Below are 23,361 nucleotides of genomic sequence, written 5' to 3' on the forward strand. Positions count from 1 at the left end.
GAGCCTGTTTTTAATAAGTATTTAATGAGGGCAGTTAAATATTTGTCTGCTGGGACCGAATAAATGCCGCCAGGGTAGCAACCGAGAAAAAATGGCCGCGCACTTCCTTGCTTTCAGCTGAAAGCGAAAGGTGATAGCGGTTTTTTACGGCCAAACCTAATTCCAGCGCGTCAATTGAATCCAGCCCCAAACCGTCGCCAAATAAAGCCGCATCGGTCTCAATATCGCTGGTAGTAATCTCTTCAAGATTAAGAGTATCAATAATTAACTGCTTTACTTGTTGTTCTAATTCTTCCATTACTTATCTCGTTGATGACTATTATCAGCAGTAAGCGCCGAAGTTAAATGTCGAGTCAGGCGTCTGGCAGCAAGGGCTGGCGAGTTATCCCCTTCCTGGATGAAATCGGTTGCGGAAAACCGTTGACGGACCTCAATGCTCAGCACCGGTTTCACCCTGGGAATTTGATACCATTTACTGCCCTTGCTTAAAAATGACTCGCTGCAATGTATATGAACAATGCGAATATCACACCTGCTGCGCACCGCCAGATTGGCGGCACCGCGCTGTAATTTAAGCGCCTCGCCCGACCGGCTGCGCGTGCCTTCGGGGAATATTAACAATGTATCTCCCGCCTTCAATCGATTTTTGCTCTCGCTGAGTAACGGCTCTGCCTGGCCATTTATCAGGTAGTCCGCGGCTTTGATTACGCCGGACATGAATGGATTACGCTGTAATGCTTCTTTAACCATGCAATCGCATTGGGGAATTACCGATGCCAGCAAAACATAATCAATCAGGGTCGGATGATTGGCCAGTACCAGGCACCCCTGATCCTGTTTCAGCAACGCTGCGCCCTGGATATTATAGGCTGCGACGCCGGTCCACTTCAGCGTAGCCAGAAAAATCCTGAAACTTGCTGATATGGCCGTGCGTGCCGACTGTTTTCGCTTGGTACTATCCGGCTGCAGCCAGCAAAGAATATGAAACCAACTGGTCAGCAGCAATCCGCCTAATCCGAAAAGCGCAAAACAAAGGCCGGTCATCGCCAGACGCCATGGGTATTTCAGTTTATCCGCCATCCCCGGCATTCGGGGCACGCTGTCCATGGACTGCATCAGCAACTCCAGTCCCAGCACTGACGTTCGCCGCAGAGGGTAAAATGCCGCTGGTGGCCCAGCCATCCACGGATAAATGCCAGGCTTTGCGGCAACTGGCGGATGCTGGTTTCCTCGACCGGTCTTGAGGTGCAGGTGGCGCTGTCGCCGGCAGCGAGTATCAATCCCGCGGCATAGGGATAGTCCGGCGTTTGTTCAGGAAGGTGAGGGCGATAAAGGATAGGAATATGACTGTCAAAATCAACCAGCAAAACCTGGGTATAGCCGCTGTTCAACAAAACCGCGGCCTCAATCAGGCCCTGTTGGAAACTGTCCTCCCCGGCCGACAGCGAACTGGCTACCAGCGTTGCCTTGGCGGCGATGGTCAGACTGCCGACAGCGGCATTGTGGACCGACATGGTGAAATCGGTAGGGGACAGCGGCTCACCCCGGGCGAGCGCCTCTAATATGCGTTGATTGCGTTCAAGTTCCCCATGTCGACTGGTGAATATTACCGCCTGGGGCTGATGTCGCTTCAGTAGCGCCATACCGCAATCCACCGCCATTCGACTGCCCTGGCTCAACCGACGGGCAGTCATCATCGGCAAGTGCCGGCACGGGGGAATGGGCGCGTCGGGATAAATACGCTCAGAACCGTGGCTCCAGGCCTGCCATTGTTCAGGGGAAGATAACCCGGGGGCGGCCGCTTGCCAGTCCAGAATATCAAACGACACTTTCATGAAATCTCTCCGGTTGGGATCATCAACGCATTGGCCTTTCAGGAAATTCCATTAATAGCGTCCAGGTTTAGGGCCAGCTTCAATAGAGTATTGCATCATTGATGCTGGTTACAGTAATTTACAAAGTGAAGTTGAGCAGAATGCGGTGTAAATTCCACCGCATAGACCCTCTTTTTGAACCCGTTGCTACTCGGTGAGGGCCTAATGCTAAATCGCCCGAGTGCTGAGTTCATCTCCAGCGGGTTTAGCCGATCACGAGGGCGTTGTGGATTTAATCGGCAACGTAAGCAAGATTTGTTTGTTAAGTTTATTAACCCAGCGGTTATAGTTGCGGTGTATTTTTCCGTCTTTAGCCATCATATTCTGGCTAGAGATATAAGATATGGTGTATTCGGTATCGCTATAGTTTATTCGCACGGCGATCTGATGATCCCGCACCAGGAGCCGGCCGTTAATTTGACCCGGGCCAGCAGGTGCCATCAGCCACTGCTGGGACTGGCCCGCGGCAAGGATGACCTTTCCCACTTCTTGGGTACTGTAACTGGCAGGCAAAGCAGTCTGTATATCGTTAATGGTTATCGAGCGGGCGCAGCCAGATAACGCTACGATGCTTATAAGAATAAGAAGTAATTTAGTCACTTGTTTACCAAAAAGTGGTTTAGAAATCGTGGTGGAGAAATATACCTGTTTGGCAGGGAATAATCCATTATTGTACCCCGAACATATAACAATTGAGGAATAATACAGAAAGGAAGTAAACCTTTTAAATACTATGAATGACTCTGTTCACTATGATGAGTGCTTCAGTAGTAGAGTTCCGGATGTCCTCGACACAAGGAGCATCCGGTGTGACACAGTAAGGCAGTGGCGAATTCATGATAATGTCATTTTGTTAAAATGAAAACTGTAAATTGCTAGATTTTTACTTTCATGGAAAGTGTTGTTAAATTTCAAAAATATCCAGTGACGTGCTTATCAGCAGCGTCAGGATATCAACTATCAGTTATAGAAGAAATATTTATTGGGTAATGTAAAATCTACCGAAATGAGAGAGGGATATCTTACCGTTTGATAATGCATCGATGAACAACGTACCAGTCCACAGCGACGCAACACATTTTGCAAAGTACTATTATTTCTGATCTTGTCGGTATCTAGTAAAAAATTTTTACCTATCGATAGATCATTTGGTAAACTGGTGATATTAGTTCCTTTTATATTAAGATAATCATTAACCCGAAGGTTTCTAGGTAACTTTTCGATAGGTGTATTTTCAAGATCCAGGGCGCCTTTAACGACGAGGTTGTCGGGTAAGAAGCGTATCTTGGAATTTTCCAGAAATAGGCTTCCGCCTATCGTCGCTCTTTCTGGAATGGATGTTATTCGCGTGTTTTTGAGGTCAATATCATCAAATACCTGCAGATCATTGGGCAGATAGTCTATGTTACAGTATCGCATAATCAATGAATTCATGACGATAAGCTTGTCTGGTATGTGAGTGAGATAACTATGTGTCAGGTCTAATGAACCGTGAATAATCGTACTTCCATCACATCTTCTTGAAAATTTTATTTTTCTGTCTATAAGGATTTTAAAAAATTTGGGGCTGCAACTATGCATATTTTCTACTCCATACAGGGTACGGTTTAGTTTAAAAGATCTCCTATTTAAAATTGCAGCAAACTACTAAACAAGAGTAGGAAGTACTCGTTTAATTACAAACGGTAAATTGAGTGACTTCCTATTCCAAACATTGCCAATCAACATGGTAAATCAGAATCAGCACAGGGACGTTAGCATTCCGACTGCTTTTGCCCGAATACGGACCGAGTTACCCGGCATGTAGGCCAATGGCATGCTCTGTAAATCAATAATGACCACGGTATCCGGTTGAGCTCCTGCAGCCACCGCTTTTTGGCGAGCGGCTTCCTGCGCTTCCAGCATACAGGCGTCCAGGCTTTTATTACCCAGGCACATGATGGTATCAACGCTGCCGCTGACCTGGGCGATAGTCACTCCCGCGGCATTGGCCACGTCAGCATTAGGCGGTGTGATGACCTCTGCGGCGCCCCGCAGACAGGTGGGAAGAAGGAATGCTCCGCCTCCGACCAGTATTACCGGTACCGGAGCGGCATGTGTTTTCATGCGATCTATTACGTTTTCAATCATCTCCACATAGTGTTTGAAAACACGATTAACCAGGCTGGCCGATAAATGACTTACACGCCCCGGATCCCCCAAAATATTCTGTCCCTTGGCCACGGCAATATCTGTCAGGGTAAGAATATCACCGCCAAATACCAGCGATTTTTCAGTCAGCCGATACCCGACGCTTTCCGGCCCTATCTGGATATCTCCCGTATCTGTGATAGTCACTATGGTTCCCCCGCCCAGACCGATCGACTCAATATCAGGCATTCTGAAATTGGTGCGAACACCACCGATCTGTGCTGCAATACAGGACTCACGGGGAAAGCCGTTAACCAGGAAGCCGACATCGGTGGTGGTGCCGCCGATGTCGATAATCAGGGCATTCTGTACATTCGCCAGCCATGACGCGCCGCGAATACTGTTGGTAGGACCCGACGCAATGGTCAATATAGGGTATTTCTCGGCCTGCTCCAGTGACATCAGCGTACCGTCATTCTGACTGAAGTATGTTTCGGCATTGATAGCGTGTTTTTCTAACGCGAGGTGGAACCCTTTAGTAATATGACGGGCGGTATTGAACAGCGCGGCATTCAATATAGAGGCATTTTCCCTTTCCAGCAGACCGAGGGAGCCTATTTGGCTGGACAATGAGATCGGTATATCGCTCCCCAGCTCTTCCCTGATTACTGTGGCCGCCCTTTGCTCCTGGATTGACCGCACCGGGGAAAAAACGCCGCAAACAGAGACCGCATCTATCTCGCCCTTGATCTCACGTAAATGACAGCGAAGTGTGTCTTCATCAAGAGGAGATAAAATATCGCCGTTATATTCCATTCCTCCCGCCACGACAAACAGGCGAGTCGCCATGTGCCGCCTGAAATCATCCGGTATGTCACTGAAAGGCAAGATGGCGGTAGTTGATGGGGCACCGAGACGAAAATGCGCGACCGAGTTCAAGTCCTTTCGTTCGACAATGGCGTTTGTGCAGCAGGTTGTTCCAAGCATAGCCAGTTTGATATCGGATTTGATCACATTTGCCTTGCCAAGCAGAGAGCCGATAGCCTGCTCCACTCCCGATATAATATCCGCTGTCGTCGGTTTTTTGGTCCTGGCGATGACTTTCCTGGTGGATCGGTCCAATAATACGGCATCAGTGTTAGTGCCGCCGACGTCAATTCCTAAATGATAACTCATCTCATCTTTCCTTTTCAGCGGCGTTCAGCGACTCTAGTGGTTTAAAGTCAGATGCATAACCGAAATATTGCGGACCCGCTATGGCAATGCCGCGCGGTGTCCGCCATTTAGCATGAGCAGGAATGCCGATGGCTACCGTACGTATTCCATATCGCAGCCGTTCACTCAGCAGTGGCGTGCCGGTATCTTCATCCAGCAGAATAATAAGGTCCGGGGTGCAGCAAAGCATGCGTTCAGCACATTCAGCCAGCAGGAATTCATTCTGAAACTGAACTCGGTAGGATTTACCCTCACAGCTATCAACCCCTTCAAAACTTACTGATCCGCGGGTGAATCCGTCATCGCTGCGCTGGTCCAGCCGGTTGATTCTGCCGCGGAAAAGTACCTGCCCATACAGTAGAGAGACCAGGGTATCGACGATACTTGTTTTATCCCGGCGCGCTTGCTCTACTTGTTCACCAATCATCTGCATCAGGCTTAGCGTGCCGAGAATGCCTGATTGTTGCGCCTGGGCTGGAGACAGGGGATAAGCGGCAAAAATCGCCGCGCCCCCCATCTGGACCGTTATGCTGCGCGCAAACTTTTCAGTCTTGTGGCTATCTTTTGACTGGATTACGACTTGATTGAATTTTTCATCGACGATGGCGAAAGGTGAGGCATCAATATCATCAAGATGGAAGGTGGTCATGTGGAACTCCGGGAATGCTCGGCCCATGCCATCCACATCGGCCACCGGCAGGCCCAGCTGACAAGCGGTGGCCAACGGCAATAGTGAATTGATGCCGCCTGCTTCAATCGGGTAAATGGCGTTAATTTTGCGATTAAGCCTCTTTTCCATCAGCCGGCAGGCAATGGTCGATTCATTACCGTTGGGGATTTTTTCCATCATGATGGTGGGTGAACCGATCATCCCGGTGGATACCAGCAGGTCCTGAGGGTCGAGTTCTTCAACGGAATACAGTGGGATAGGGCCGTATTTTCGGATGGCATTAATCGCCATTATTCTACCGATATGGGGGTCACCCCCGCCACCGCTGGCAAGAATTGATGCGCCTATCGCGATTAACTCAACTTTCATTTCATCTAGATACCTCATTTCGGCCTCCTTAACAGGGGTTGTAGCCGACGCTCTGTGGTACACAGCAGCCAGTAGATGGCTATCGACGCCATTAAGGAATTCAGCGAAGGAATGCCCAGGTCAATCATGACCCCGACAGCGGTGGCGCCGAGGCAGGCGGCGATGGCTTTCCATCCTACTCTGGCGGCGGAGGAATTAGGCGGCAATTGATTTTGTGCCCGCGTCTGCTCCAGCGCCTGGCGGTAGGTTCGCAGCACGTAGTAGTCGCACAGCATAACCCCGGCAATAGGTGGAAAAATCACGCCGAGGAGGATCAGAAATTCAGTGAAATTTTCCAGGATATCCAATGTGGTCAGTAGGGTCCCGGCCATGCCCAGACCGATGGTGAGCCATACATAGCGCCATTTTTGTCCAGTCAGACCTTCCACTGCGCCGGCCAGCGCTAACGTCGAGGAATAGATATTGAAATCGTTGATTTTAACTGCAGATAGTATCACCGACATCAGCCCAATCCAGCCGGCAGTTTGCGTCATGATAGTGACAACGTCGTCTGTATCCAGCGCATGGGCAATAAGTATGGCGATGCTGTTAACGATAAACTCACCCAGGATGATTGAGAGCGTTATCATCCAGAAGACATGCGCAGTGCTTTTACAATAGCGACAGAGATCCGCGGTAGCGACCGCCGCTACAATGTAGCCGCCGGCAACCGTAGTGGCGGCAACGCCAAGGGACATAGGTTCACCGGATGGCACTCCTTTAATCAGTTCCAGCAGGTTATGACCACCGAGCAAAACAATGGCTATCCAGCCGATCACCAGGAAAAACAGCGGGACGGAGATCATGGCGGTCCAGCCAAGGGCCCGAAATCCGAACGCCACCAGGATGGTCAACACCATACCGGTTATGACCGCGGAATGATAAAAGCCGATGGCGCCGTCAAATGCATAATTCAGCCCATGAGCGAAAATGGCGTTTTGAACGCCGAACCATCCCATCAAGCTAAAAGCGATAACAATACCGACCAGGGCCGAGCCTATAACGCCAAAGCCCGTCCAACGAGCCAGCAGTGTCGTGGATAATCCTTCCCGCGCAGCGGCAATGCCAATACCCAGGCTGATGAATTCAAGCAGCATGCTGCCGAGAAACGTGGCCCATATTGCCTGAGAGAACGTCATCGAATGACCGAGCGTAGCACCGAGCATAAATTGCCCCAGTGCGGTCATTGTGCCTATTCTTATCATGGATACGGTGAGTAGATCCGACTTTTTATTTGACGGTACACGCGCAAACGAATAGTCATTGGTCTGTGAACTTTCATTTTCCATCATTTATATCCTTATAAATATCCTGAACGGTATTAAAAAATATAATCCTGGTGCGAGATTATCTATAACCTTTGAATGAATCCGAAAAAAAATATGCGCTTTGGTGGGTGCTGCGTTTATATTGACTGACTAAAGCAATTATGATTAAAATTTGTCTACATGGTAATCTAATTGGCCTTGCAGCCGATATAATCCCTGCAAGTATAATTATTATATGTTCTAAGGGCTTTTAAACATGAATTTACTGGATGATATACAAATGAGAAGGCAGATGAAATGCAATTTTGAAAAATTTAGCGAAATCCCTGTGCGTATATCTCCTCAGTTGCTTATTCTCTGGGAGAACTCTAATGAGCCATGGGGGGTGAAGGATGTGGACTCTAAATATGTATATGTGAATAGGGCATATTATGATTTACTTAACATCGATCCGCTATCTATCAGTATAGAAGGGCAGTTTGATGATGAGCTCCCTGCTTCGATAGCGGTGTTTGCGAGATTTTTCAAAGAGCATGATCGAAGCACGATAAAATTCAAAGACAGATTGTGTACGCTCGAGATCCATCGATATGGAAAGGAGCAATTACTTCAGCCCTATTTTTTTGATAAGTTTCCGTTATTTGACGAAAAAACCGGTAAGTGTATTGGAACCATTTTTCATGCGCGCAGATTCGAAAATATCTCACTGATAAAACATATCAATGGTGATGTCCCTGCCACGTTTTGCTTTTATCCTCCGGTAAATATTTTCTCCGTCGGTGAGTTAGACGTTATTTTCTTTGCTATGCAATCAATGAGTAGTAAATGTATAGCAAAGAAGCTTAATTTATCGCACCGAACCATCGAAAATAAATTGCTGATGATTTATCAGAAGGCTGATGTACATTCTCTGAGTCAGTTGATTGAATTTTGCCGACTAAATGGATTGGATCGCTATATTCCTCAGCGTTTTTTTCGGCCCGGCAGTCGGGTGGTAACCTCCGGCAACGGTGATTTCTATCACACACTTCATCAGGAACCATGAGAGTCGGGTCAGGGCCCGGCGGCCCTCTCTGCCGGGAAGGCTATTCCCCAGGCTGGCCAAGCAGCATCCGGCGTTCATGTTCAAGCAGCCATTGTTTGCGCCACAGGCCGCCGGCATAGCCAGTTAAGGAACCATTGGCGCCAATGACCCGATGGCATGGAACAACAATGGCGATTTGATTGGCGCCATTGGCACGGGCAACTGCGCGGGTAGATGAGGGATGGCCAATCATGGCCGCCAGAGAAGAATAGCTTTCGGTTGTTCCCAGCGGAATGGTCCTGAGCGCATCCCAGACCGTACGGGTAAACAGCGTACCGCTTTGTACCAGCGGTGTGTCGAAATGGATTTGCCGGCCGCTAAAGTAGCCATTGAGTTCTTGTTCAATGCGGTCAATCACCGGGTTTTTCTGCATGATGATTTCGGAACCGGTTAACGCCTTGAGTTTGACCAGTTCATTAGGCAGCCCTTTACGATCAAAAAATTCCAGCAGGTAAAGCGACTGACTATCGGCAACGGCAAGCATTGAACCTACCGGTGTCTCTATCCAGTGCGCATGAAGAAACTGCAGTTGCCTGGCGCGGCTGGGAGCGGTACCAATCAAGCGGGCGATGGCGGAGCGAAATCCACTGCCTGATTCGTAACTGGCTTCGAGCTGGGCTGCAATGATGTTATCCCCCGAGGCAATAACATCGATACCTCTGCTCAGCCGGCGTAAGCGCGCCATCTCAAGGAAGGTAACACCGAACTGTCGCTTGAAAGCGCGCCGGGCGGTTGAAGGATCCAGCTTCAGGGCTTTGATATCCTCTTCGGACCAGCGCTTTTCAGGTTCACTTTCAAGCCGCTCGAGCAGCACTGACACCACCGGATCTCTTTCACTGTGTAACGCCAGGGGGCGACAGCGTTTACAGGGTCTGTAACCCGCCTCCATAGCGCCAACCACCGTTGGAAAAAACACCGTGTTTTCTTTTTTGGGCTTGCGGGCAGCACACGTCAGCCGGCAAAAAATGCCGGTGCTTTTGACGCCGACAAAGGCGAAACCGTCATAAACTGGATCGCGAGCAACAAGGGCGGCATACAGCAGGTCATCACTGGGCAAATCGAAAAGCATAGACTCAGCTCACTGTCAGGCAAGAGATGAGTCTAAGTGTAAAGGAATGTCGCCCGATTTTGCGCCATTTTTCGGGCGTTGATATTCAGTGATGATTCACATGTTGGAAATGCGCGATTTTCGGCAAGAAAGTGATGGCGTAAAGTGCGCAGATACCGACGATGGTATAGATTATCCGTGACAGCATGGCCAGTTGTCCGCCAAAAATGGCGGCAACCAGATCGAACTGGAACAGCCCGACCAGCAGCCAGTTGATCCCGCCCACGATGAGCAGCACCAGTACAACAATATTAAGAGTTTTCATTAGGCCTCAGCATCAGAAGTGTTTTGCCTGTCGGCAACAATAGCGTTGCCGGCAAGATAATTATCCGGCAACCACACGTTATAGTATGCGCTTGCTTACATTCTGAGCTTAGCCGCTAGTAGACCCGACCATACTGATATTAAAGACAATAGTGTTTTTTTAACCGCAAAGGCCTGTTTAGGTCGCCGGCGCTAAGGGCTGTTCACGCAGGATTTGGTTGGGCACTGGTCAGGCGGAATCGTTCATATACCAGGAGGCCCAATGGGCCCGTACAGCCGAAAAGGCTAATCGGCCGGTAGTCTGTCCAGAATAGCTTGTGCGGTATTGACGTCAGTTACCAGCGAATTGATCATCCCTGAGCGTACTGCCCCGATAATCCCCGCCGCTTTTTCCGGTGTAGCCGCCACACCTATGGTCAGCGGGGTATTACGCAGTTGTTCCCCGGAGGCCGCCAGCATTCTCTGTTCCCCTTCCCAGTGAAGAATTTCACCTGCCTCGGTAACATAGTGGCGAAGCACGTCTCCCGCAGCCTGGCTCAGGGCTTGCTCGCCAGGCGTCGCAGTACTGGTTTCACCGCCAGCACTCGGCGCATGGGTCAGACCCACCCCTACAATAGCGACATCCAGTCTGTGCCATAGGGAAGTAATTTCTTTTACGCTTTGGTCGCTGAGGAACGCATCGCGCAGTTCAGCCGAGGATATATAAGGCGCGTGCAAGAAATAAGGCGTGCCGCCCATTTGTTCCGCTGCCAGTCGGACAAATTCATTGATCTGAAAGTGGGGAGCAGCCTGCTGCATGCCGCCATTCAGGGCCACTGTCAGTATTCCCGGTATCCGCGGCAATCCGGATAGGGTCACTTCCCGAACGGCGCGGCCCCACCCAATACCCAGCACAGAACCCGCCTTAAGGCCCGCCTGTAATAACAGCGAGGCCAGCGGTGCTGCCAGCGCCCCCAGAACATTGGTGGGGGGGGTGTCAACCACGGCGGCGTTTTTGAGATTCAGTCGCTGGATAAGATCAGCGGTCATATTTTCAGGCGACGTCAGTTCAATCACTTCTATACGTACAATGCCCGCCGCCCGCGCTTTATTCAGTAATCGGGAAACCGTCGCCGTAGAGACGCCGAGCTTTTTGGCGATGTCTACCTGGGACATATCTGACTGATAGTGCAGCTTGGCAACCATGTGCATCATCGCACGTGTTGTCGCGATATCTTGTAAAAGAGGCTCTTTCAGCTTGAAATTCCTTTCTGCAATGTATTACACTCAAATCGTCGATTGGGGAATTATTGCTCAATAGGCATGAAATTGCAATCAGTGCCGACGGTGCACAAGCCTTATCTGCCGTGCTATGGCAGGGAAATTACCACCCTTTTCCACCGTAGGGATAGGGCGGCCCCGGTAGCGGTAAACACTGCAGAACTCATCAACTCAGGAGAGAAAGATGTCTAAAATGTCCACATCAGAATTACGGGGATATCAGCAAATATGCGGTACCAACGGAGCCATGCTGGTGATTGCCTGTGATCAGCGCGGCGCCATGCGCAGCCTGCTGGCCAGCGATCCCAAGCAGCAGGCGGGAATTTCCGAGCATGCATTGGGGGAAATAAAGGCGGATATTACGCGTTACCTTGCAAGTAAAGCCTCCTGTGTGCTGGTTGATCCGGTGTGTGCTGTCCCGCAGCTGGTGGACGATGGCATCATCGCCAGGGATACCGCGCTGTTGATTGGCCTGGATGCTTCAGGCTGGGATACCTCACCGGAAGGCTATCGGTTATCCAGGCTAGTGCCGGGTATTAATGCCCGCCGGGTGAGAGAGCTGGGAGCGACCGGCGGTAAGATCATGGTGTATCTCCGTTCAGACCAGGAACAGGCTAATCAGCACAACATCGCTATTTTACGCCAGTGCATAGAGGATTTCAGCCGCGAGGATCTGTTGCTGGTGGTGGAATTTCTTACCTATCCGCTCGAAAACGAAACCGAGGAAGAATATCGGGACCGCTTCCCGGACTTGATTCGCGGTGGGACGCGGATTTCCCTGGAATGCGGAGCAAAGGTGCTTAAATTACCCTATCCGGGGTCGGCCCAGGTCTGCGCCGATATCACTCGCCTGGCTGGTGACGTGCCATGGGCGGTATTATCAGCCGGTGTGGATCACAGCACTTTTGTCACGCAGGTCGCAGATGCCATTCGCAACGGCGCATCAGGGGTGATTGCGGGCCGTTCTCTGTGGAAGGACTGCATTTCACTGGATCGCGACCAGACTCGAACCAAGCTTGAAACCCTGGCTGTTCCACGGTTGAATGAACTGCAATCGGTTATTCATCAGTATTATGTCCCCGCCGGGCAAACGGTAGCGACCACCGCCGGGCATACTCACTCTCAACAGTAACAGGAGCCGCCATGGCAGTCGAAACCGGGAAGCGCGTTGTTTTGGTCAATGGCATACCCGCGTCGGGGAAAAGCCGGCTCGCGGCCGCTCTGTCAGAACGCACCACCTGGCCGGTACTTTCACTGGACTCCATCAAGAATCCTTTTCTTGAAAGAATCGAGGGGGTAGATCGAGAATTCAACCGTTTACTGGGCAAGGCAAGTTACCAGGCTATCTGGTCGATTGTTGCCGATGCGCCTGCCGGAACCACTTTTATTATCGATGCCTGGTTTGGGTTTCAGCCTAAAGAGCTTCTTCACCATTATCTTTTGCAGGCCAATGTGCGTCATGGGGCTGAAATATGGTGCAAGATATCTGCAGCAACCGCTGCAAATCGTTATCAAGCTCGTCTGGATCAACGTTTACCTGGCCATCCCGGCAAGGAATATATCCCAGAACTGGTTGCCCTGGCCGCCAGAGCAGAGCCGATGATGCTTACTCCATTTCTGACGGTAGAACATACGACGCCGCTGGATATGGACAGCGTCTATAAATGGATCACCGAAGCATTAGAGGAAAACCTGATATTTTAATCTGAGCATCTGTAAAGCGATGTTTAAAAAAGGGGGATTCAATGTTCGATTCAATACCGATTCGTAGAGTTTCCGATTATGCTATAGGAAATTTGTTATTTTTCCGAAATTAATAGGTTGTTAATATTATATAGCAGTGATTAGATCACAGTTTTAAGATTTCGAGAAAAGTATACTCATTTAAATATGTGTTCATCGAGGTAGCCTCTGTTATGTTAACTGACTGGATTAATGAAGGTAATATTGAATTAATTCCTTATGTAAAAAACTGGCGCGATGCAGTTGAAACCGCTGTACGTCCACTAATTACCACAAAAGCGGTTGAGCAGAGATATCTCGATGCTATTTTTACCCTGCATGAGCAAATCGGGCCATATTATGTTTTAGGCGAAGGTATTGCCATGCCTCATGCCAGACCAGAGGAGGGCGTTAATAAGACCGCACTTTCATTGTTGATTATTTCCGGAGGTGTCGAATTTGGCAGTGAAGAAAATGATCCGGTGTATATCGTGTTTGCATTGTCTGCAATAGATAGTCATTCACATATTGATATGATTGCCGGTCTTTCACATTTATTTTGCGACGATCAGAAAATAAACCAGTTAAAGAATGCCACTAGCAAGTTGGAGGTTCTAGAAATTATCCGTCAATTTTGAAAATGCTAATAAGAGTGTATTAATAGCCATTATTGCCTGTGGCGGCACAATGCTGGGCAATAGTTCATAACCGAAGGAATATGCTATGAAAAAATTATCTATTATGGCAGTGTGCGGGGCAGGGTTAGGCAGCAGTTTTGCCTGTGAGATGAGCATCGAGGCTGCTTTAAAAGAACTTGGCGTTGAAGCCGACCTCTCTCACTGCGATATTTCAAGTGCGACATCAAGCCGGGCCGATATCATCGTGACCGGAGAAAATTTCCGTTCCCAGTTTCAGCATTACACCATCAATGCAAATATTATCTATCTCAAAAGACTCGTAGACAAAAAAGAAATAATAAGCAAGCTTACCCCGGTATTACAAGATAAAGGCTACCTGAGTTAATTATATTTTTTTAGTATCCGATATGGTGAATGTTATAGGGGACTTAGAATATGTCTTTCCTTCATTTTATTGTTAATGATATTTTGGGGCAGGCGTCTATATTAATATCGCTTATCGCCATGATAGGGCTTATTGCCCTTAAGAAAAGCCCTGGGCAAGTCATTACCGGTACTCTGAAAACCCTGCTGGGATTTTTAGTTTTGCTGGCTGGTGCCAATATCATCGTCAATGCTCTGAATTTTCTGGGTGAAATTTTCCAGAAAGGTTTTAATATGCGTGGGGTGGTCACAGATGTGGGATCCATCGCCGGCATTGCCCAGCAGACGCTCGGCAGAGAAACCGCATTAATTATGGTTCTCGCTTTCTGTGTCAATATCTTGATAGCGCGTTTTACACGTTATAAGTATATTTTCCTGACCGGGCAGGCTTCTTTATGGATGGCGACCGTGTGTTCGGTTATTGGCTATATGGGTGGATTACGCGGTGCTGAATTGATTGTTATCGGTGGTGTGCTAGCCGGACTGATGGCGGTATGTATGCCCGCGCTGGCCCAGCCCATCGTGCGCAAGATAACCGGTTCGGATGATATTGCTTTGGGGCATTTCTGTACCATCGGCTATATCGTCCAGGCGGGGGTGGCCAAGGTCACCGGCGACAGCAGTAAAAGCACCGAGGACTTCGAACTGCCCCAGTCATTTTCATTTCTGCAGGATACTTACCTGTCGATGATGATCGTGATGTTCCCTATTTACCTGATTCCAGCTATTGCCGCCGGCCCGGAGGTCGTCGCGCCCTTCGCTGATGGGGTGAACTATCTGGTTTATGCATTCATGCAGTCGGTGCAGTTTGTGGTGGGCGTCTATGTGCTGTTATCGGGTGTTCGTTTGCTACTGGCCGAGATAGTGCCGGCATTTCGCGGTATTGCACTGCGGATTGTGCCTAATGCTGTTCCAGCGCTGGACTGCCCGGTATTGTTTCCTTACGCACCCAATGCGGTGATCATCGGTTTTATTTCGACGACTATTGGTTCTGTCATCGGCATGTTCCTGTTTCCCTGGGTGGGGCTTGCGATGATCCTGCCTGGCATGCTGACCAATTTCTTTGCCGGCGGTACGGCAGGCATTTTTGCCAATGCGGTAGGCGGCAGGCGAGGGGCGATTATCGGCGGTATCTTTCATGGGCTGTTTATTACCTTGCTGCCGGCCCTGTTATTACCGTTACTGGGACAATATGGTTTCGCTAACGTGACCTTCAGTGATTCAGACGTTATCAGCGTCGGTCTACTCTTTGGCCATATCCTGAATTTCTTTTATTAATTGATGGAGATGCTATGTCTACTTATATAGAGGCTATCCTGGAGCAACAGTTACCGCCCAAAGAGTGTGCTGATGCACTTAATCAGTTGGGTAAGGATTACAGCGAGCGGGGTGAGACCGACCAGGCCATTGCCTGCTGGGAAAAAAGCATGGAGTGTTACGGTAAACCCGGCTTTGCTCAGGCCCAGTTGATGAAGGCGTATAACGTGAGACGACGGCAATGCTCTGAAGCCAGGGATGCAAAAGGGCTTGAGCTGTTTTCGGATAAAATCGATCAACTGATGCAAAAAAGCAAAGACGCCATCCGCTATGGATTTTAGGCATCTTTGCCTGGCTAGATTGATACGCAAGGATGCGTTTATATTACGGCAAACCGATGCAGATTCGCCAAAGCGACCCGCATAAAGCCGGATCTTCATTTTGTTGACTCATGGACAGCAAAGCCTGACTCACCGGCGGCGATCCCCGGTTTCAGCGTCAGTGCCGGGATAATGAGGGTGCCGTTGCGTATTGCCCGCCAGGCCAGCGCGCCGCTTAACGCGCAGGTCATTTGCCGACGTTAGCGTCAGCGCGCGTATCACCTTCAAGGTTTTCCCTGTTCAACCCAGCTAGCTAAATCGTCGACGGCCTGACGATTGAGCGTGGCTGAAGGATAACCGGGCAGCTGCTGGGTATAGCGGCGAATGACACGCAGCGCAGCCGCCGATTTTCCCTTGATGCTGCTGACGAGTTCTTCGCCGGCCAGCGCCAACTGATCATCGGCGACGACCCGGGTCACCAGACCGATGCTTCGGGCTTCATCAGCCGCCACCTGTCGTCCAGTCAGTACCAGTTCCTCGGCAATACGTGGCTGTATGAAGTAGGGCAGATACGCCACCACAATCAACGGCGCCAGGTTGTGGTCGATTTCATCAAAACCAAAATGTGCGCTTTGGGCGGCGATAGAAAGGGTGCTGTGCAGTGAGATACCTGATCCAAAGCCAAGCGCCCGCCCCTGGATCAGCGCAATGCTGATACCCGGAAACTGACGTAATTGTTCATTGGCGGTAAGAATAAGGTTTAAATTATCGCGTAAAGGAACCTCGGGTAGCCGCTCTTTCTGGTCACGGCCCAGGGTAAAATCAGCTCCCTTGGCGGCGATGACCAGGATCTCCGCCTGTTGTTCGCCGGCGCGCTTTATGCCAGCGATAAAGTCCAGCATCAATTGCCGGGTAAACCGGTTATCGGTATGCGGGCTGTTAATTGTCAGTCTTGCAACTTGGCCATCAAAATTGTATTCAATCATAGTGTTAATCCAGTTCCAGGTTCTCTCGTAGCGTATTCCCCGCATAATCGGTATGAAACAGCCCCCGTTTTTGCAGGATGGGTACTACAGATTCTATAAAGCGGTGCAGCCCATCGGGCAGGCTGTCAATCATCAGGTTAAAGCCATCGGCAGCGCCGGCAAGAAACCAGCGTTGGACAAGATCTGCCACCTGCTGTGGAGTGCCGATGACTTGCATATGCCCGCCGCCGTTACGATAAAGCAGCTCCCGCACCGTCAGATGCTCTTCCCGCGCCAGGCGCAAGGCGGCGGATCGGAAACCTTCCGCTCCGCGAAAATCGCTGTTGGCGATAATTTTCTCTACCGGCAGCGGCTCATCCAGGTGCAGATCTGTAGCCTGTACGCCGAGGCGCAGCGCCAGTTTTTTCAGTTCGCTGTCACCAGCCAGCAGGTCCAACTGTTGTTTGCGCGCTATGGCTTCACGCTCTGACCCGCCGATGATTGGCATCAGTCCCGGTAAAATCTTGATGCTATTGGCCGAGCGCCCCCTGGCGCAGGCACGCAGTTTGATATCCTGATAAAATTCCCGCGCGCTGCCAAGGGTGTTCTGAGCGGTAAACACCACATCCGCCGTTCGCGAGGCCAGATTTCGCCCCGGTTCTGATGCGCCAGCCTGGAACAGCACCGGGTGACGCTGTGCCGAAGGAGGCAGGGTCAGCGGCCCCTGTACCTGGAAATGTTCTCCCTGATGGTTGATAGCGCCGATCCGCTGCGGGTCGGCAAATTCTCCGCTGATTTTGTCGCCGATAATGGCGCCCGGCTGCCAGCTCTGCCACAGGGCTGAAACCACATCGACGAATTCTTCTGCTCGCCGGTAGCGGGCAGTGCCGGCCGGCAGTGCGCTTTGGCCGAAATTGGCCGCCACATCCGGCACAAAGGTGGTGACAATATTCCATCCGGCCCGGCCAGCGCTGAGATGATCGAGCGTCATAAAACGCCTGGCCAGATTGAACGGTTCATTGAAGGTAGTGGAGGCCGTCCCTACCAGGCCGATATGACGGGTGATGGCGGCCATGGACGACAGCACCGCTACCGGATCCATCGCGCCCAGATTGGGTCGCTGGTATGCTTCTTCTCCAGCAGCCAACGTATCGGCCAAAAACACCGCATGCAGTTTGCCCTGTTCGGCGCAGCGGGCGATATCCTGGAAATAGCCGGGATCAAAATAGGCGGTGGCCGGCCGTTCCCCCAGTCGCCAGGCAGCAGGATGCATGCCCAGTCCCAGGACGGTGACGTTAAGGATAAGGCCGGCACTCATTGCCTGCCCAGCCTCAATCCTCGCGCTTCCAGCAGGGGCAGTACCTGCTCGGCAAAAAATGCCAGCTCCGGCACATAGTCATAAAAGCCCAGCTGGACACCATCAATACCAGCCTGATGCAGTTTCTCCAGGGCATCGGCCACCTCTTCAGGTGAGCCGATAATCTGAATATGCCCGCCGAGGATGCGGTCGGCCGGAATATGCTGTTTCCAGCCATGGGCATCGCCACCGCTGTGCCGGGCGGTATAGGCCTGAATCGACTCCCTGTCGGCGCGCTCGACGATAGCGTCACGGTAAGCAAAAGCTTCCTGGCGAGTCGGCTTGCAGATAATCAGCGGGAAGATGATGATTTTGGTGTCTCGGCCCAACCGGTGGTAAGGCTCGCGTATCGCCTGCGTATGGGCCGGCAGGGCCTCGATCGCCTGTTCAAACACCGCTCCGGCGGGGCTTGACGTGAACACAATGTCCGAGTGCTCTGCGGCATAGGCAAAGCCGGCGGCAGAGGCGCTGGCCGAGACCATAATCGGCCGACCGTAGCGCGGGCGCGGCGAAACCCAGGCATCCTGCAACTGATAAAATCTACCGTCAAAAGTCAGGTTATCTTCGCCTTCCCATAGCCGTTCCATGATCTCGGAAAACTCGCCGGCCTGTTGGTAGCGAGCATCATGGTCCAGTCTGTCCATGCCGAACATCAGCGGCTCTTTGGCATCGTAACCGGTAACGATATTCAGCCCGAAACGCCCCTGGGCGATATGGTCGGCCGTAGCGGCAAAACGCGCCAGATAGAGTGGATGCAGGTTACCGTACAACACATTAACCGTTGAAATAGTCATGATGCTGGTGGTTATCGAACTGAGCGCTACCGTGGTGATAAATGGGTCCAGGAAATTTTCCCGGTAGTGAGCTTCACCGCCGAAGCCCCCTTTGGGGACCCACTGCTGCAGGCTGAAGACAAAATCAAAGCCGTGCTTTTCAGCACTGAGTGTCAGCTGCTTATTGTATTCAAATTGCCAATCGGTGCCGCGCGGATAGGTGGATTGGGAAAATCCGCCGGTCTGGGTAGGCAGGAACAGGCCCAGCATTAACGGTTGCCTGGCGGCTTTGGCCAGCGGGCTATCGGCATCATCCAGTGGTCCGGGCCGGGTGTGGCGTTGGGAAGTCTGCTGCGTCATAAAAGGGCTCTCCGGGGGCGAAGTTAACATTATTCAGCTTTGAAGCTATCCCAAAGCGGTTTAAACGAGCTATCGACCACATCCTTGAAAGCCGGTAACGGCGGCTGAATAGATTTGCTTTCAAGCAGCAAATGGCCGGTTTTGTCCAGCGCACTTTGGGAAAGCGCCGGTGAGAAGGTGTGACGCTGACGCTCAAGGGAGGTTTCGATGATGGCCACGCCGGGATTACCGTATTCTTGGTTGGCGATTTCGGCTACTGAGTTCAGATTGGCCGGGTCGACGATGTACTGTAATGAGGCGACCAGCGCTCTAACCACCCCCTCGGCGGTTTGCCGATGGTCGGCGATATAGTCGCGGGTGGTTTGCAGCGTGGTGTAGCCCAGACCTTGGAAGACATCGGGCCCCTGGCCTTTGGTCAGGTCGAGCACATAGTCCCATTTGCCTGAGCCCTCTACCGCGATGACGTTCCACGGCTCCATCACAAATGCCGCATCGATCTCACCTGCTTCACCGGCGGTAAGTTGGCGGTCGGCACCTCTAATGGGGATCAGGCTGATATCCTTTTCCGGATCCAGGCCGGCGCTTTGTGCTATATAACGCATTGATACATCAGCAAATCCACCTCGCGCCAGCGTGCCGACCCGTAGCCCTTTCAGGTCGGCGATACCCGGCGGGTGGCCAAGCTGTTTCACCACATCCCGGCGCACTACTACCGCCCCGGCAAAATCAGTCTGCAGGTTAGCGATGCTGACGATGTCCTGGCCTTTTTTCACCGCTTTAAGGTTATTTTCGAATGCCGCATCAATAAACTGCACCGATCCGCCAATCAGGGCTGCGGTCGCCGGCACCCCGCCGGCAAAGTAATCAATGGACACATCCAGCCCCTGTTGCTCGAAAAAGCCTTTTTCCTTGGCGATAAGCACCGGCAGCCCGAGCAGTGAACGGTTTGAGACGCCGATATGCAGTTTTTCGGCGGCAGTTGCCTGGCCGATAGACATACCGGCCAGGAGGAATGCCGCGCCTGACCAGGCAAGGGCCCGGCCTGATAACAAAATGTGTTTCATAACGACTCCTGTAAAAAGCATTAACCGGTCAGCGGGCAGGCCGACGCCAGTGTAAAAAACGATGGGAAAGCGCCAGAATCACCCGGTCTAAGCCGAAAGAAACCAGCATCAGCACCAGCAGCGGCATCAGCATGCCGGTGGTATCGAAGCCGCCGGCGGCTTCATCCATCATGTAACCAATCCCGGCGCGGGCGGAGATGAATTCTCCGACGATGGCGCCGATAATGGCGAATGAAAGGGAAATTCGCAGGCCCGAAAGCAGCCATGGGACGCAATTGGGCAGCAGCACCTTAAAGAACAGCTGCCAGCGATTGGCCCGCATGACTTTCATCAAATTGAGCTGAATCTGGTCGACGGATTTGATGCCTTCATAGGTGTTGATCATCATTGGTACCACCACCAACGAGAAAGCCAGTAGGAACTTGGAGGCAAAGCCGATACCGACGAACATCACGATAAGCGGAGCCAGCGCCACGCGAGGTAAACTGTTCAAGGCGATGATAAACGGTTCGAGGGTGGCCCCTATCAGCCGGCTCATGCCCAGCAGCAGCCCGAGCAGCACGCCGACCAGACTACCGGCGAGCAGGCCAGACAGCGCTTCGATCAGCGTGACGCCTAAATGAAAAGTGATATCGTGGCTAAGCAGGGATTGCCAGAAGGCGTCGGCAAGCAATGCCGGGCTGCTTATCCAGAAAGGATTGATAAGCCCTATCCTGACCCCCAGTTCCCAAAGGCCCAGTCCCCCTATCAACACTGAGGCCTGCAGCAGGCGTATCAATCGATATTCAGTCATGATGCGCCGTTCCTAACTGGGTGTGGGTCTTGATGTCTTGCCAGATGTCGCCCAGCAGTTGATTGAAACTGGCCGAGGTTCGCAGGCTGTCGAACCGGCGCGGACGCGGTATTTCGACCCGGTATTCCGCAACAACGCGTCCAGGCCGGGTTCCCATCACCAGAATGCGGTCAGACAGGAAAATTGCTTCGGACAGGTCATGGGTCACGAACAGCACGGTTTTGCGATGGGTTTCCCAATATTGATTGAACATTTCCTGAATAAAGATCCGAGTCTGGGCGTCAAGGGCGCCAAAAGGTTCGTCCATCAGGATAATATCCGGATTGGTGACCAAGGTCCTTGCGAGTGATACCCGTTGGCACATACCGCCCGACACCTCAGAGGGAAAATGATGCTCATAACCGGTAAGCCCCATTTCGGCAATCATTTTACCGGCCCTGGCAACGCGCTCTTGCTTGTCGACGCCGGCGATTTCAAGACCGAGCGCCACATTATCCAGCACGCTGCGCCATGGCAGCAGGCCATGCTGCTGAAACATATAGCCCAGCAGTCTCGGGCCGCCCGACGGATGATCGGCGATGGTGATTTTACCGGACTGTATCGGTGTCAGGCCGGCGATAAAATTGAGCAGCGTGCTTTTGCCGCAACCGCTGGGGCCGACGATGCTAACGAATTCCTCTGCCTCGATGCTGAGGCTGACGTTACGCAGAATTTCCACGCTCTGGTCCGGGCGCGTGTGCTGCCCGACCTGAAAATCAAGCGCTTCGATAGCCAATGCCGGGTCACGATGCCTGGTCAACGGGTCTGCCAGGTGTATATCGGCTGCCTGTGTGGTCATGGCGTGTACTCTGATTGCAGATAAAAGTATGCCAGAGCCGCTTCGGCTACCTTGCGATCCTCTTCCGCCGTGCCTGAGCTGATACCGATACCGGCGACAATTTGGTCATCGACGGTCACCGGCAGTCCGCCGCCGATAATGGAAAAATGACCATTATTGGTGATATGAATGCCGAAAGTCGGCTGGCCGGAGACGCAAAGCTGGTTATAGATATGGGTTGGCTTTCTGGCCGCTGCCGCGGTAAAAGCTTTATCGACCGCAATGGAAATGCTGGTGATTTTGGCCCCGTCCATGCGGCGAAAGGCAATAAGGTGGCCGGACTCGTCAGTGACGGCGATGCACATAGGGATATCTTGCTCGCGCGAGGCAAAGACTGCGCCAGCGATCAGCCAGTCCGCTTCTTCGACCGACAGGCGCTTAACGTTGAGCATGGGATGTCTCCTCAGCTGTTAAATCAGTGGTATTGAGGTAATCTTCCAGCGTCTGGCGATCGTCGCCAGCCAAGGCCTTGTAAGGCGGGTAGGGGTCACCTGCGGTGTTGCCAAGCCATTGCATGGCGGCTTTCATTACTGGCGTCAGACCGTGATGCATCCACTGGGACGGAAAGCGGGAGAACTGTTGCTGCAATCGCCGGGCCTGTTCGATATCACCCTGCTGATAGGCAGTGATCAGTTTGCGGCCGATGGCTGCTGCCGGCGGCGGCATGGTCGCACCCGAGCCACCCAGTTCGAGGGTGATAAGCAGCATTTGCATAGTGGTGTAATAGCGGGCCAGGCCGGCGTGGTCGATCTGCTGGATAAGGCGCGAGACACGGGACAAATCCCGGGAGCTCTCTTTGATGTATTTTATTCCCTCAAGCTTAGCCAGCTCCACGGTGGTGTCGACCGATAGATCGGCTCCCGGGCCGGCATTAAGATACAGCATGACCGGCAAGGCCGTTTCGCCGAGGATGCGCGTGAAATAACCGATCAGATCCGCGCTGTCGGGCGCACCGCCAAACGGCCGCAGCGGGGCCAGAATTTGAACGCCATAGGCGCTGACAGCGGCGGCGTGATCCGCAAGCTCAATCGCCACCTTGAAGGAGGGATGGGATATACCGGCCATCACCGGGCGACGGCCATCAACGAATTCGATGGTTTTTTCGATCAGCCATTTGCGCTGTGCCAGGGTCAGGCAGGCGTATTCCTGAGCTTCTACACCGGCTGCTACCACCATGGTGGCGCCGCATTCTTCCACCACATAATCCACCTGGCGCTGCAGCAGCCCTTCGTCAATGCGCAGCTCTGAATCAAACGGGGTCAGTGGCGGGACGATTAGTCCAGGGGTGTCATTAGGCATAAAGATTCTTATCAGTTAATCGCTTTGCTATATAAGAATGCGGCTAACAATAAACCGGCCGCTGTCGCGCAGGCCCCTCGCGAGAAAAGGAGAATGTGCTTGGCGTCACTATCACTTAATCATATTCATATGCAAACAATGAAAAAGGCATTTGCTTTGCATCTTTAAGCATAACAGAACGGGAATATCGCTGGAGAAGGTTGGTCATATATGGGATATTGAATGTATAAGG

General features: G+C 51.7%; 25 protein-coding genes. 7 read left to right on the top strand and 18 right to left on the bottom strand.

The annotated features are described in order from the left end of the window. Positions 1-34 precede the first annotated feature (34 nt). The 6 genes from EDC52_RS11875 to EDC52_RS11905 form a co-directional block, all read right to left on the bottom strand. The gene (locus EDC52_RS11875) at positions 35-298 is read right to left on the bottom strand and encodes a phosphopantetheine-binding protein (protein WP_131865550.1); all 264 of its coding nucleotides are present in this window, start codon (positions 296-298) and stop codon (positions 35-37) included. Continuing rightward, positions 298-1,116 carry a lysophospholipid acyltransferase family protein gene (locus EDC52_RS11880; RefSeq protein ID WP_230468028.1) on the bottom strand — a complete coding sequence of 273 codons (819 nt, stop codon included), beginning with the start codon at positions 1,114-1,116 and terminating at the stop codon, positions 298-300. The genes EDC52_RS11875 and EDC52_RS11880 overlap by 1 nt, the downstream gene beginning before the upstream one ends. Beyond that, positions 1,116-1,835 (bottom strand): beta-ketoacyl synthase chain length factor, encoded by a 720-nt coding sequence (locus EDC52_RS11885; protein ID WP_131865551.1) that lies wholly within the window; start codon positions 1,833-1,835, stop codon positions 1,116-1,118. The genes EDC52_RS11880 and EDC52_RS11885 overlap by 1 nt, the downstream gene beginning before the upstream one ends. Positions 1,836-3,614: 1,779 nt before the next feature. Next, positions 3,615-5,180, bottom strand: coding sequence for a hydantoinase/oxoprolinase N-terminal domain-containing protein (locus EDC52_RS11895; RefSeq protein ID WP_131865553.1), 1,566 nt, complete (start codon positions 5,178-5,180; stop codon positions 3,615-3,617). A gap of 1 nt (position 5,181) precedes the next feature. Next, positions 5,182-6,276: a DUF917 domain-containing protein gene (locus tag EDC52_RS11900; RefSeq protein ID WP_131865554.1), complete on the bottom strand. Its 1,095-nt coding sequence runs from the start codon at positions 6,274-6,276 to the stop codon at positions 5,182-5,184. Next, positions 6,273-7,586, bottom strand: coding sequence for a cytosine permease (locus tag EDC52_RS11905; RefSeq protein WP_165911713.1), 1,314 nt, complete (start codon positions 7,584-7,586; stop codon positions 6,273-6,275). The genes EDC52_RS11900 and EDC52_RS11905 overlap by 4 nt, the downstream gene beginning before the upstream one ends. A gap of 235 nt (positions 7,587-7,821) precedes the next feature. Between EDC52_RS11905 and EDC52_RS11910 the strand changes: the two genes are divergently transcribed. After that, positions 7,822-8,610: a helix-turn-helix transcriptional regulator gene (locus tag EDC52_RS11910; protein WP_230468029.1), complete on the top strand. Its 789-nt coding sequence runs from the start codon at positions 7,822-7,824 to the stop codon at positions 8,608-8,610. A gap of 40 nt (positions 8,611-8,650) precedes the next feature. Here the strand turns inward: EDC52_RS11910 and EDC52_RS11915 are convergent, their stop codons facing one another. From EDC52_RS11915 to EDC52_RS11925, 3 genes are all read right to left on the bottom strand, one after another. Further along, a complete protein-coding gene (locus EDC52_RS11915; RefSeq protein ID WP_131865556.1) occupies positions 8,651-9,718 on the bottom strand; it encodes a bifunctional transcriptional activator/DNA repair enzyme AdaA in 1,068 nt (355 codons plus the stop codon). Positions 9,719-9,803: 85 nt separating this feature from the next. After that, positions 9,804-10,022, bottom strand: a complete 219-nt coding sequence (locus tag EDC52_RS11920) for a DUF378 domain-containing protein (protein WP_131865557.1) — start codon at positions 10,020-10,022, stop codon at positions 9,804-9,806. Positions 10,023-10,306: 284 nt separating this feature from the next. Continuing rightward, positions 10,307-11,206, bottom strand: coding sequence for a sugar-binding transcriptional regulator (locus EDC52_RS11925; RefSeq protein WP_131865558.1), 900 nt, complete (start codon positions 11,204-11,206; stop codon positions 10,307-10,309). Positions 11,207-11,465: 259 nt separating this feature from the next. Here EDC52_RS11925 and EDC52_RS11930 point away from each other — a divergent pair, with 259 nt between their 5' ends. The 6 genes from EDC52_RS11930 to EDC52_RS11955 all read left to right on the top strand — a co-directional run bounded on the left by EDC52_RS11930 (position 11,466) and on the right by EDC52_RS11955 (position 15,662). Further along, the gene (locus EDC52_RS11930; protein ID WP_131865559.1) at positions 11,466-12,413 is read left to right on the top strand and encodes a tagatose-bisphosphate aldolase; all 948 of its coding nucleotides are present in this window, start codon (positions 11,466-11,468) and stop codon (positions 12,411-12,413) included. A gap of 11 nt (positions 12,414-12,424) precedes the next feature. Further along, a complete protein-coding gene (locus EDC52_RS11935) occupies positions 12,425-12,985 on the top strand; it encodes an AAA family ATPase (protein WP_131865560.1) in 561 nt (186 codons plus the stop codon). Between the two features lie 212 nt (positions 12,986-13,197). Beyond that, positions 13,198-13,641 carry a PTS sugar transporter subunit IIA gene (locus tag EDC52_RS11940; protein ID WP_131865561.1) on the top strand — a complete coding sequence of 148 codons (444 nt, stop codon included), beginning with the start codon at positions 13,198-13,200 and terminating at the stop codon, positions 13,639-13,641. An 85-nt stretch (positions 13,642-13,726) separates the two neighbouring features. Beyond that, positions 13,727-14,026: a PTS sugar transporter subunit IIB gene (locus tag EDC52_RS11945; RefSeq protein ID WP_131865562.1), complete on the top strand. Its 300-nt coding sequence runs from the start codon at positions 13,727-13,729 to the stop codon at positions 14,024-14,026. 50 nt (positions 14,027-14,076) lie between these two features. Continuing rightward, on the top strand, positions 14,077-15,342 hold the full coding sequence (locus EDC52_RS11950) for a PTS sugar transporter subunit IIC (RefSeq protein ID WP_131865563.1): 1,266 nt from the start codon (positions 14,077-14,079) through the stop codon (positions 15,340-15,342). Between the two features lie 14 nt (positions 15,343-15,356). Further along, positions 15,357-15,662: a hypothetical protein gene (locus EDC52_RS11955; protein ID WP_131865564.1), complete on the top strand. Its 306-nt coding sequence runs from the start codon at positions 15,357-15,359 to the stop codon at positions 15,660-15,662. A gap of 95 nt (positions 15,663-15,757) precedes the next feature. Here the strand turns inward: EDC52_RS11955 and EDC52_RS20270 are convergent, their stop codons facing one another. The 9 genes from EDC52_RS20270 to EDC52_RS11995 are packed head-to-tail and all read right to left on the bottom strand — an operon-like array spanning position 15,758 to position 23,129. Continuing rightward, a complete protein-coding gene (locus tag EDC52_RS20270; RefSeq protein ID WP_268990353.1) occupies positions 15,758-15,892 on the bottom strand; it encodes a hypothetical protein in 135 nt (44 codons plus the stop codon). A gap of 33 nt (positions 15,893-15,925) precedes the next feature. Beyond that, on the bottom strand, positions 15,926-16,627 hold the full coding sequence (locus EDC52_RS11960; RefSeq protein WP_131865565.1) for an enoyl-CoA hydratase/isomerase family protein: 702 nt from the start codon (positions 16,625-16,627) through the stop codon (positions 15,926-15,928). Between the two features lie 4 nt (positions 16,628-16,631). Beyond that, a complete protein-coding gene (locus tag EDC52_RS11965) occupies positions 16,632-17,924 on the bottom strand; it encodes an LLM class flavin-dependent oxidoreductase (RefSeq protein WP_131865566.1) in 1,293 nt (430 codons plus the stop codon). Beyond that, positions 17,921-19,096 (bottom strand): LLM class flavin-dependent oxidoreductase, encoded by a 1,176-nt coding sequence (locus tag EDC52_RS11970; RefSeq protein WP_131865567.1) that lies wholly within the window; start codon positions 19,094-19,096, stop codon positions 17,921-17,923. Before EDC52_RS11970 ends, EDC52_RS11965 begins: the two co-directional genes overlap by 4 nt. Positions 19,097-19,125: 29 nt before the next feature. Further along, positions 19,126-20,160 (bottom strand): ABC transporter substrate-binding protein, encoded by a 1,035-nt coding sequence (locus tag EDC52_RS11975; protein WP_165911707.1) that lies wholly within the window; start codon positions 20,158-20,160, stop codon positions 19,126-19,128. A 28-nt stretch (positions 20,161-20,188) separates the two neighbouring features. Beyond that, positions 20,189-20,953 (bottom strand): ABC transporter permease, encoded by a 765-nt coding sequence (locus EDC52_RS11980; protein WP_131865569.1) that lies wholly within the window; start codon positions 20,951-20,953, stop codon positions 20,189-20,191. Continuing rightward, complete coding sequence (locus tag EDC52_RS11985) at positions 20,946-21,791, bottom strand: ABC transporter ATP-binding protein (protein WP_131865570.1); 846 nt, start codon at positions 21,789-21,791, stop codon at positions 20,946-20,948. Before EDC52_RS11985 ends, EDC52_RS11980 begins: the two co-directional genes overlap by 8 nt. Beyond that, complete coding sequence (locus EDC52_RS11990; protein WP_131865571.1) at positions 21,788-22,222, bottom strand: GlcG/HbpS family heme-binding protein; 435 nt, start codon at positions 22,220-22,222, stop codon at positions 21,788-21,790. The genes EDC52_RS11985 and EDC52_RS11990 overlap by 4 nt, the downstream gene beginning before the upstream one ends. After that, the gene (locus EDC52_RS11995) at positions 22,209-23,129 is read right to left on the bottom strand and encodes a dihydrodipicolinate synthase family protein (RefSeq protein ID WP_131865572.1); all 921 of its coding nucleotides are present in this window, start codon (positions 23,127-23,129) and stop codon (positions 22,209-22,211) included. The genes EDC52_RS11990 and EDC52_RS11995 overlap by 14 nt, the downstream gene beginning before the upstream one ends. Between the last annotated feature and the right edge of the window lie 232 nt (positions 23,130-23,361).

The sequence above is a fragment of the Biostraticola tofi genome (genome assembly GCF_004343195.1).
Taxonomy (GTDB): Bacteria; Pseudomonadota; Gammaproteobacteria; order Enterobacterales; family Enterobacteriaceae; genus Biostraticola; species Biostraticola tofi.

What these genes read in the sequence shown, in the direction of transcription:
- EDC52_RS11875 (WP_131865550.1), bottom strand. Translation starts at nt 298, where the DNA reads ATGGAAGAATTAGAACAACAAGTAAAGCAGTTAATTATTGATACTCTT.
- EDC52_RS11880 (WP_230468028.1), bottom strand. Translation starts at nt 1,116, where the DNA reads ATGCAGTCCATGGACAGCGTGCCCCGAATGCCGGGGATGGCGGATAAA.
- EDC52_RS11885 (WP_131865551.1), bottom strand. Translation starts at nt 1,835, where the DNA reads ATGAAAGTGTCGTTTGATATTCTGGACTGGCAAGCGGCCGCCCCCGGG.
- EDC52_RS11895 (WP_131865553.1), bottom strand. Translation starts at nt 5,180, where the DNA reads ATGAGTTATCATTTAGGAATTGACGTCGGCGGCACTAACACTGATGCC.
- EDC52_RS11900 (WP_131865554.1), bottom strand. Translation starts at nt 6,276, where the DNA reads ATGAGGTATCTAGATGAAATGAAAGTTGAGTTAATCGCGATAGGCGCA.
- EDC52_RS11905 (WP_165911713.1), bottom strand. Translation starts at nt 7,586, where the DNA reads ATGGAAAATGAAAGTTCACAGACCAATGACTATTCGTTTGCGCGTGTA.
- EDC52_RS11910 (WP_230468029.1), top strand. Translation starts at nt 7,822, where the DNA reads ATGAATTTACTGGATGATATACAAATGAGAAGGCAGATGAAATGCAAT.
- EDC52_RS11915 (WP_131865556.1), bottom strand. Translation starts at nt 9,718, where the DNA reads ATGCTTTTCGATTTGCCCAGTGATGACCTGCTGTATGCCGCCCTTGTT.
- EDC52_RS11920 (WP_131865557.1), bottom strand. Translation starts at nt 10,022, where the DNA reads ATGAAAACTCTTAATATTGTTGTACTGGTGCTGCTCATCGTGGGCGGG.
- EDC52_RS11925 (WP_131865558.1), bottom strand. Translation starts at nt 11,206, where the DNA reads ATGGTTGCCAAGCTGCACTATCAGTCAGATATGTCCCAGGTAGACATC.
- EDC52_RS11930 (WP_131865559.1), top strand. Translation starts at nt 11,466, where the DNA reads ATGTCTAAAATGTCCACATCAGAATTACGGGGATATCAGCAAATATGC.
- EDC52_RS11935 (WP_131865560.1), top strand. Translation starts at nt 12,425, where the DNA reads ATGGCAGTCGAAACCGGGAAGCGCGTTGTTTTGGTCAATGGCATACCC.
- EDC52_RS11940 (WP_131865561.1), top strand. Translation starts at nt 13,198, where the DNA reads ATGTTAACTGACTGGATTAATGAAGGTAATATTGAATTAATTCCTTAT.
- EDC52_RS11945 (WP_131865562.1), top strand. Translation starts at nt 13,727, where the DNA reads ATGAAAAAATTATCTATTATGGCAGTGTGCGGGGCAGGGTTAGGCAGC.
- EDC52_RS11950 (WP_131865563.1), top strand. Translation starts at nt 14,077, where the DNA reads ATGTCTTTCCTTCATTTTATTGTTAATGATATTTTGGGGCAGGCGTCT.
- EDC52_RS11955 (WP_131865564.1), top strand. Translation starts at nt 15,357, where the DNA reads ATGTCTACTTATATAGAGGCTATCCTGGAGCAACAGTTACCGCCCAAA.
- EDC52_RS20270 (WP_268990353.1), bottom strand. Translation starts at nt 15,892, where the DNA reads ATGACCTGCGCGTTAAGCGGCGCGCTGGCCTGGCGGGCAATACGCAAC.
- EDC52_RS11960 (WP_131865565.1), bottom strand. Translation starts at nt 16,627, where the DNA reads ATGATTGAATACAATTTTGATGGCCAAGTTGCAAGACTGACAATTAAC.
- EDC52_RS11965 (WP_131865566.1), bottom strand. Translation starts at nt 17,924, where the DNA reads ATGAGTGCCGGCCTTATCCTTAACGTCACCGTCCTGGGACTGGGCATG.
- EDC52_RS11970 (WP_131865567.1), bottom strand. Translation starts at nt 19,096, where the DNA reads ATGACGCAGCAGACTTCCCAACGCCACACCCGGCCCGGACCACTGGAT.
- EDC52_RS11975 (WP_165911707.1), bottom strand. Translation starts at nt 20,160, where the DNA reads ATGAAACACATTTTGTTATCAGGCCGGGCCCTTGCCTGGTCAGGCGCG.
- EDC52_RS11980 (WP_131865569.1), bottom strand. Translation starts at nt 20,953, where the DNA reads ATGACTGAATATCGATTGATACGCCTGCTGCAGGCCTCAGTGTTGATA.
- EDC52_RS11985 (WP_131865570.1), bottom strand. Translation starts at nt 21,791, where the DNA reads ATGACCACACAGGCAGCCGATATACACCTGGCAGACCCGTTGACCAGG.
- EDC52_RS11990 (WP_131865571.1), bottom strand. Translation starts at nt 22,222, where the DNA reads ATGCTCAACGTTAAGCGCCTGTCGGTCGAAGAAGCGGACTGGCTGATC.
- EDC52_RS11995 (WP_131865572.1), bottom strand. Translation starts at nt 23,129, where the DNA reads ATGCCTAATGACACCCCTGGACTAATCGTCCCGCCACTGACCCCGTTT.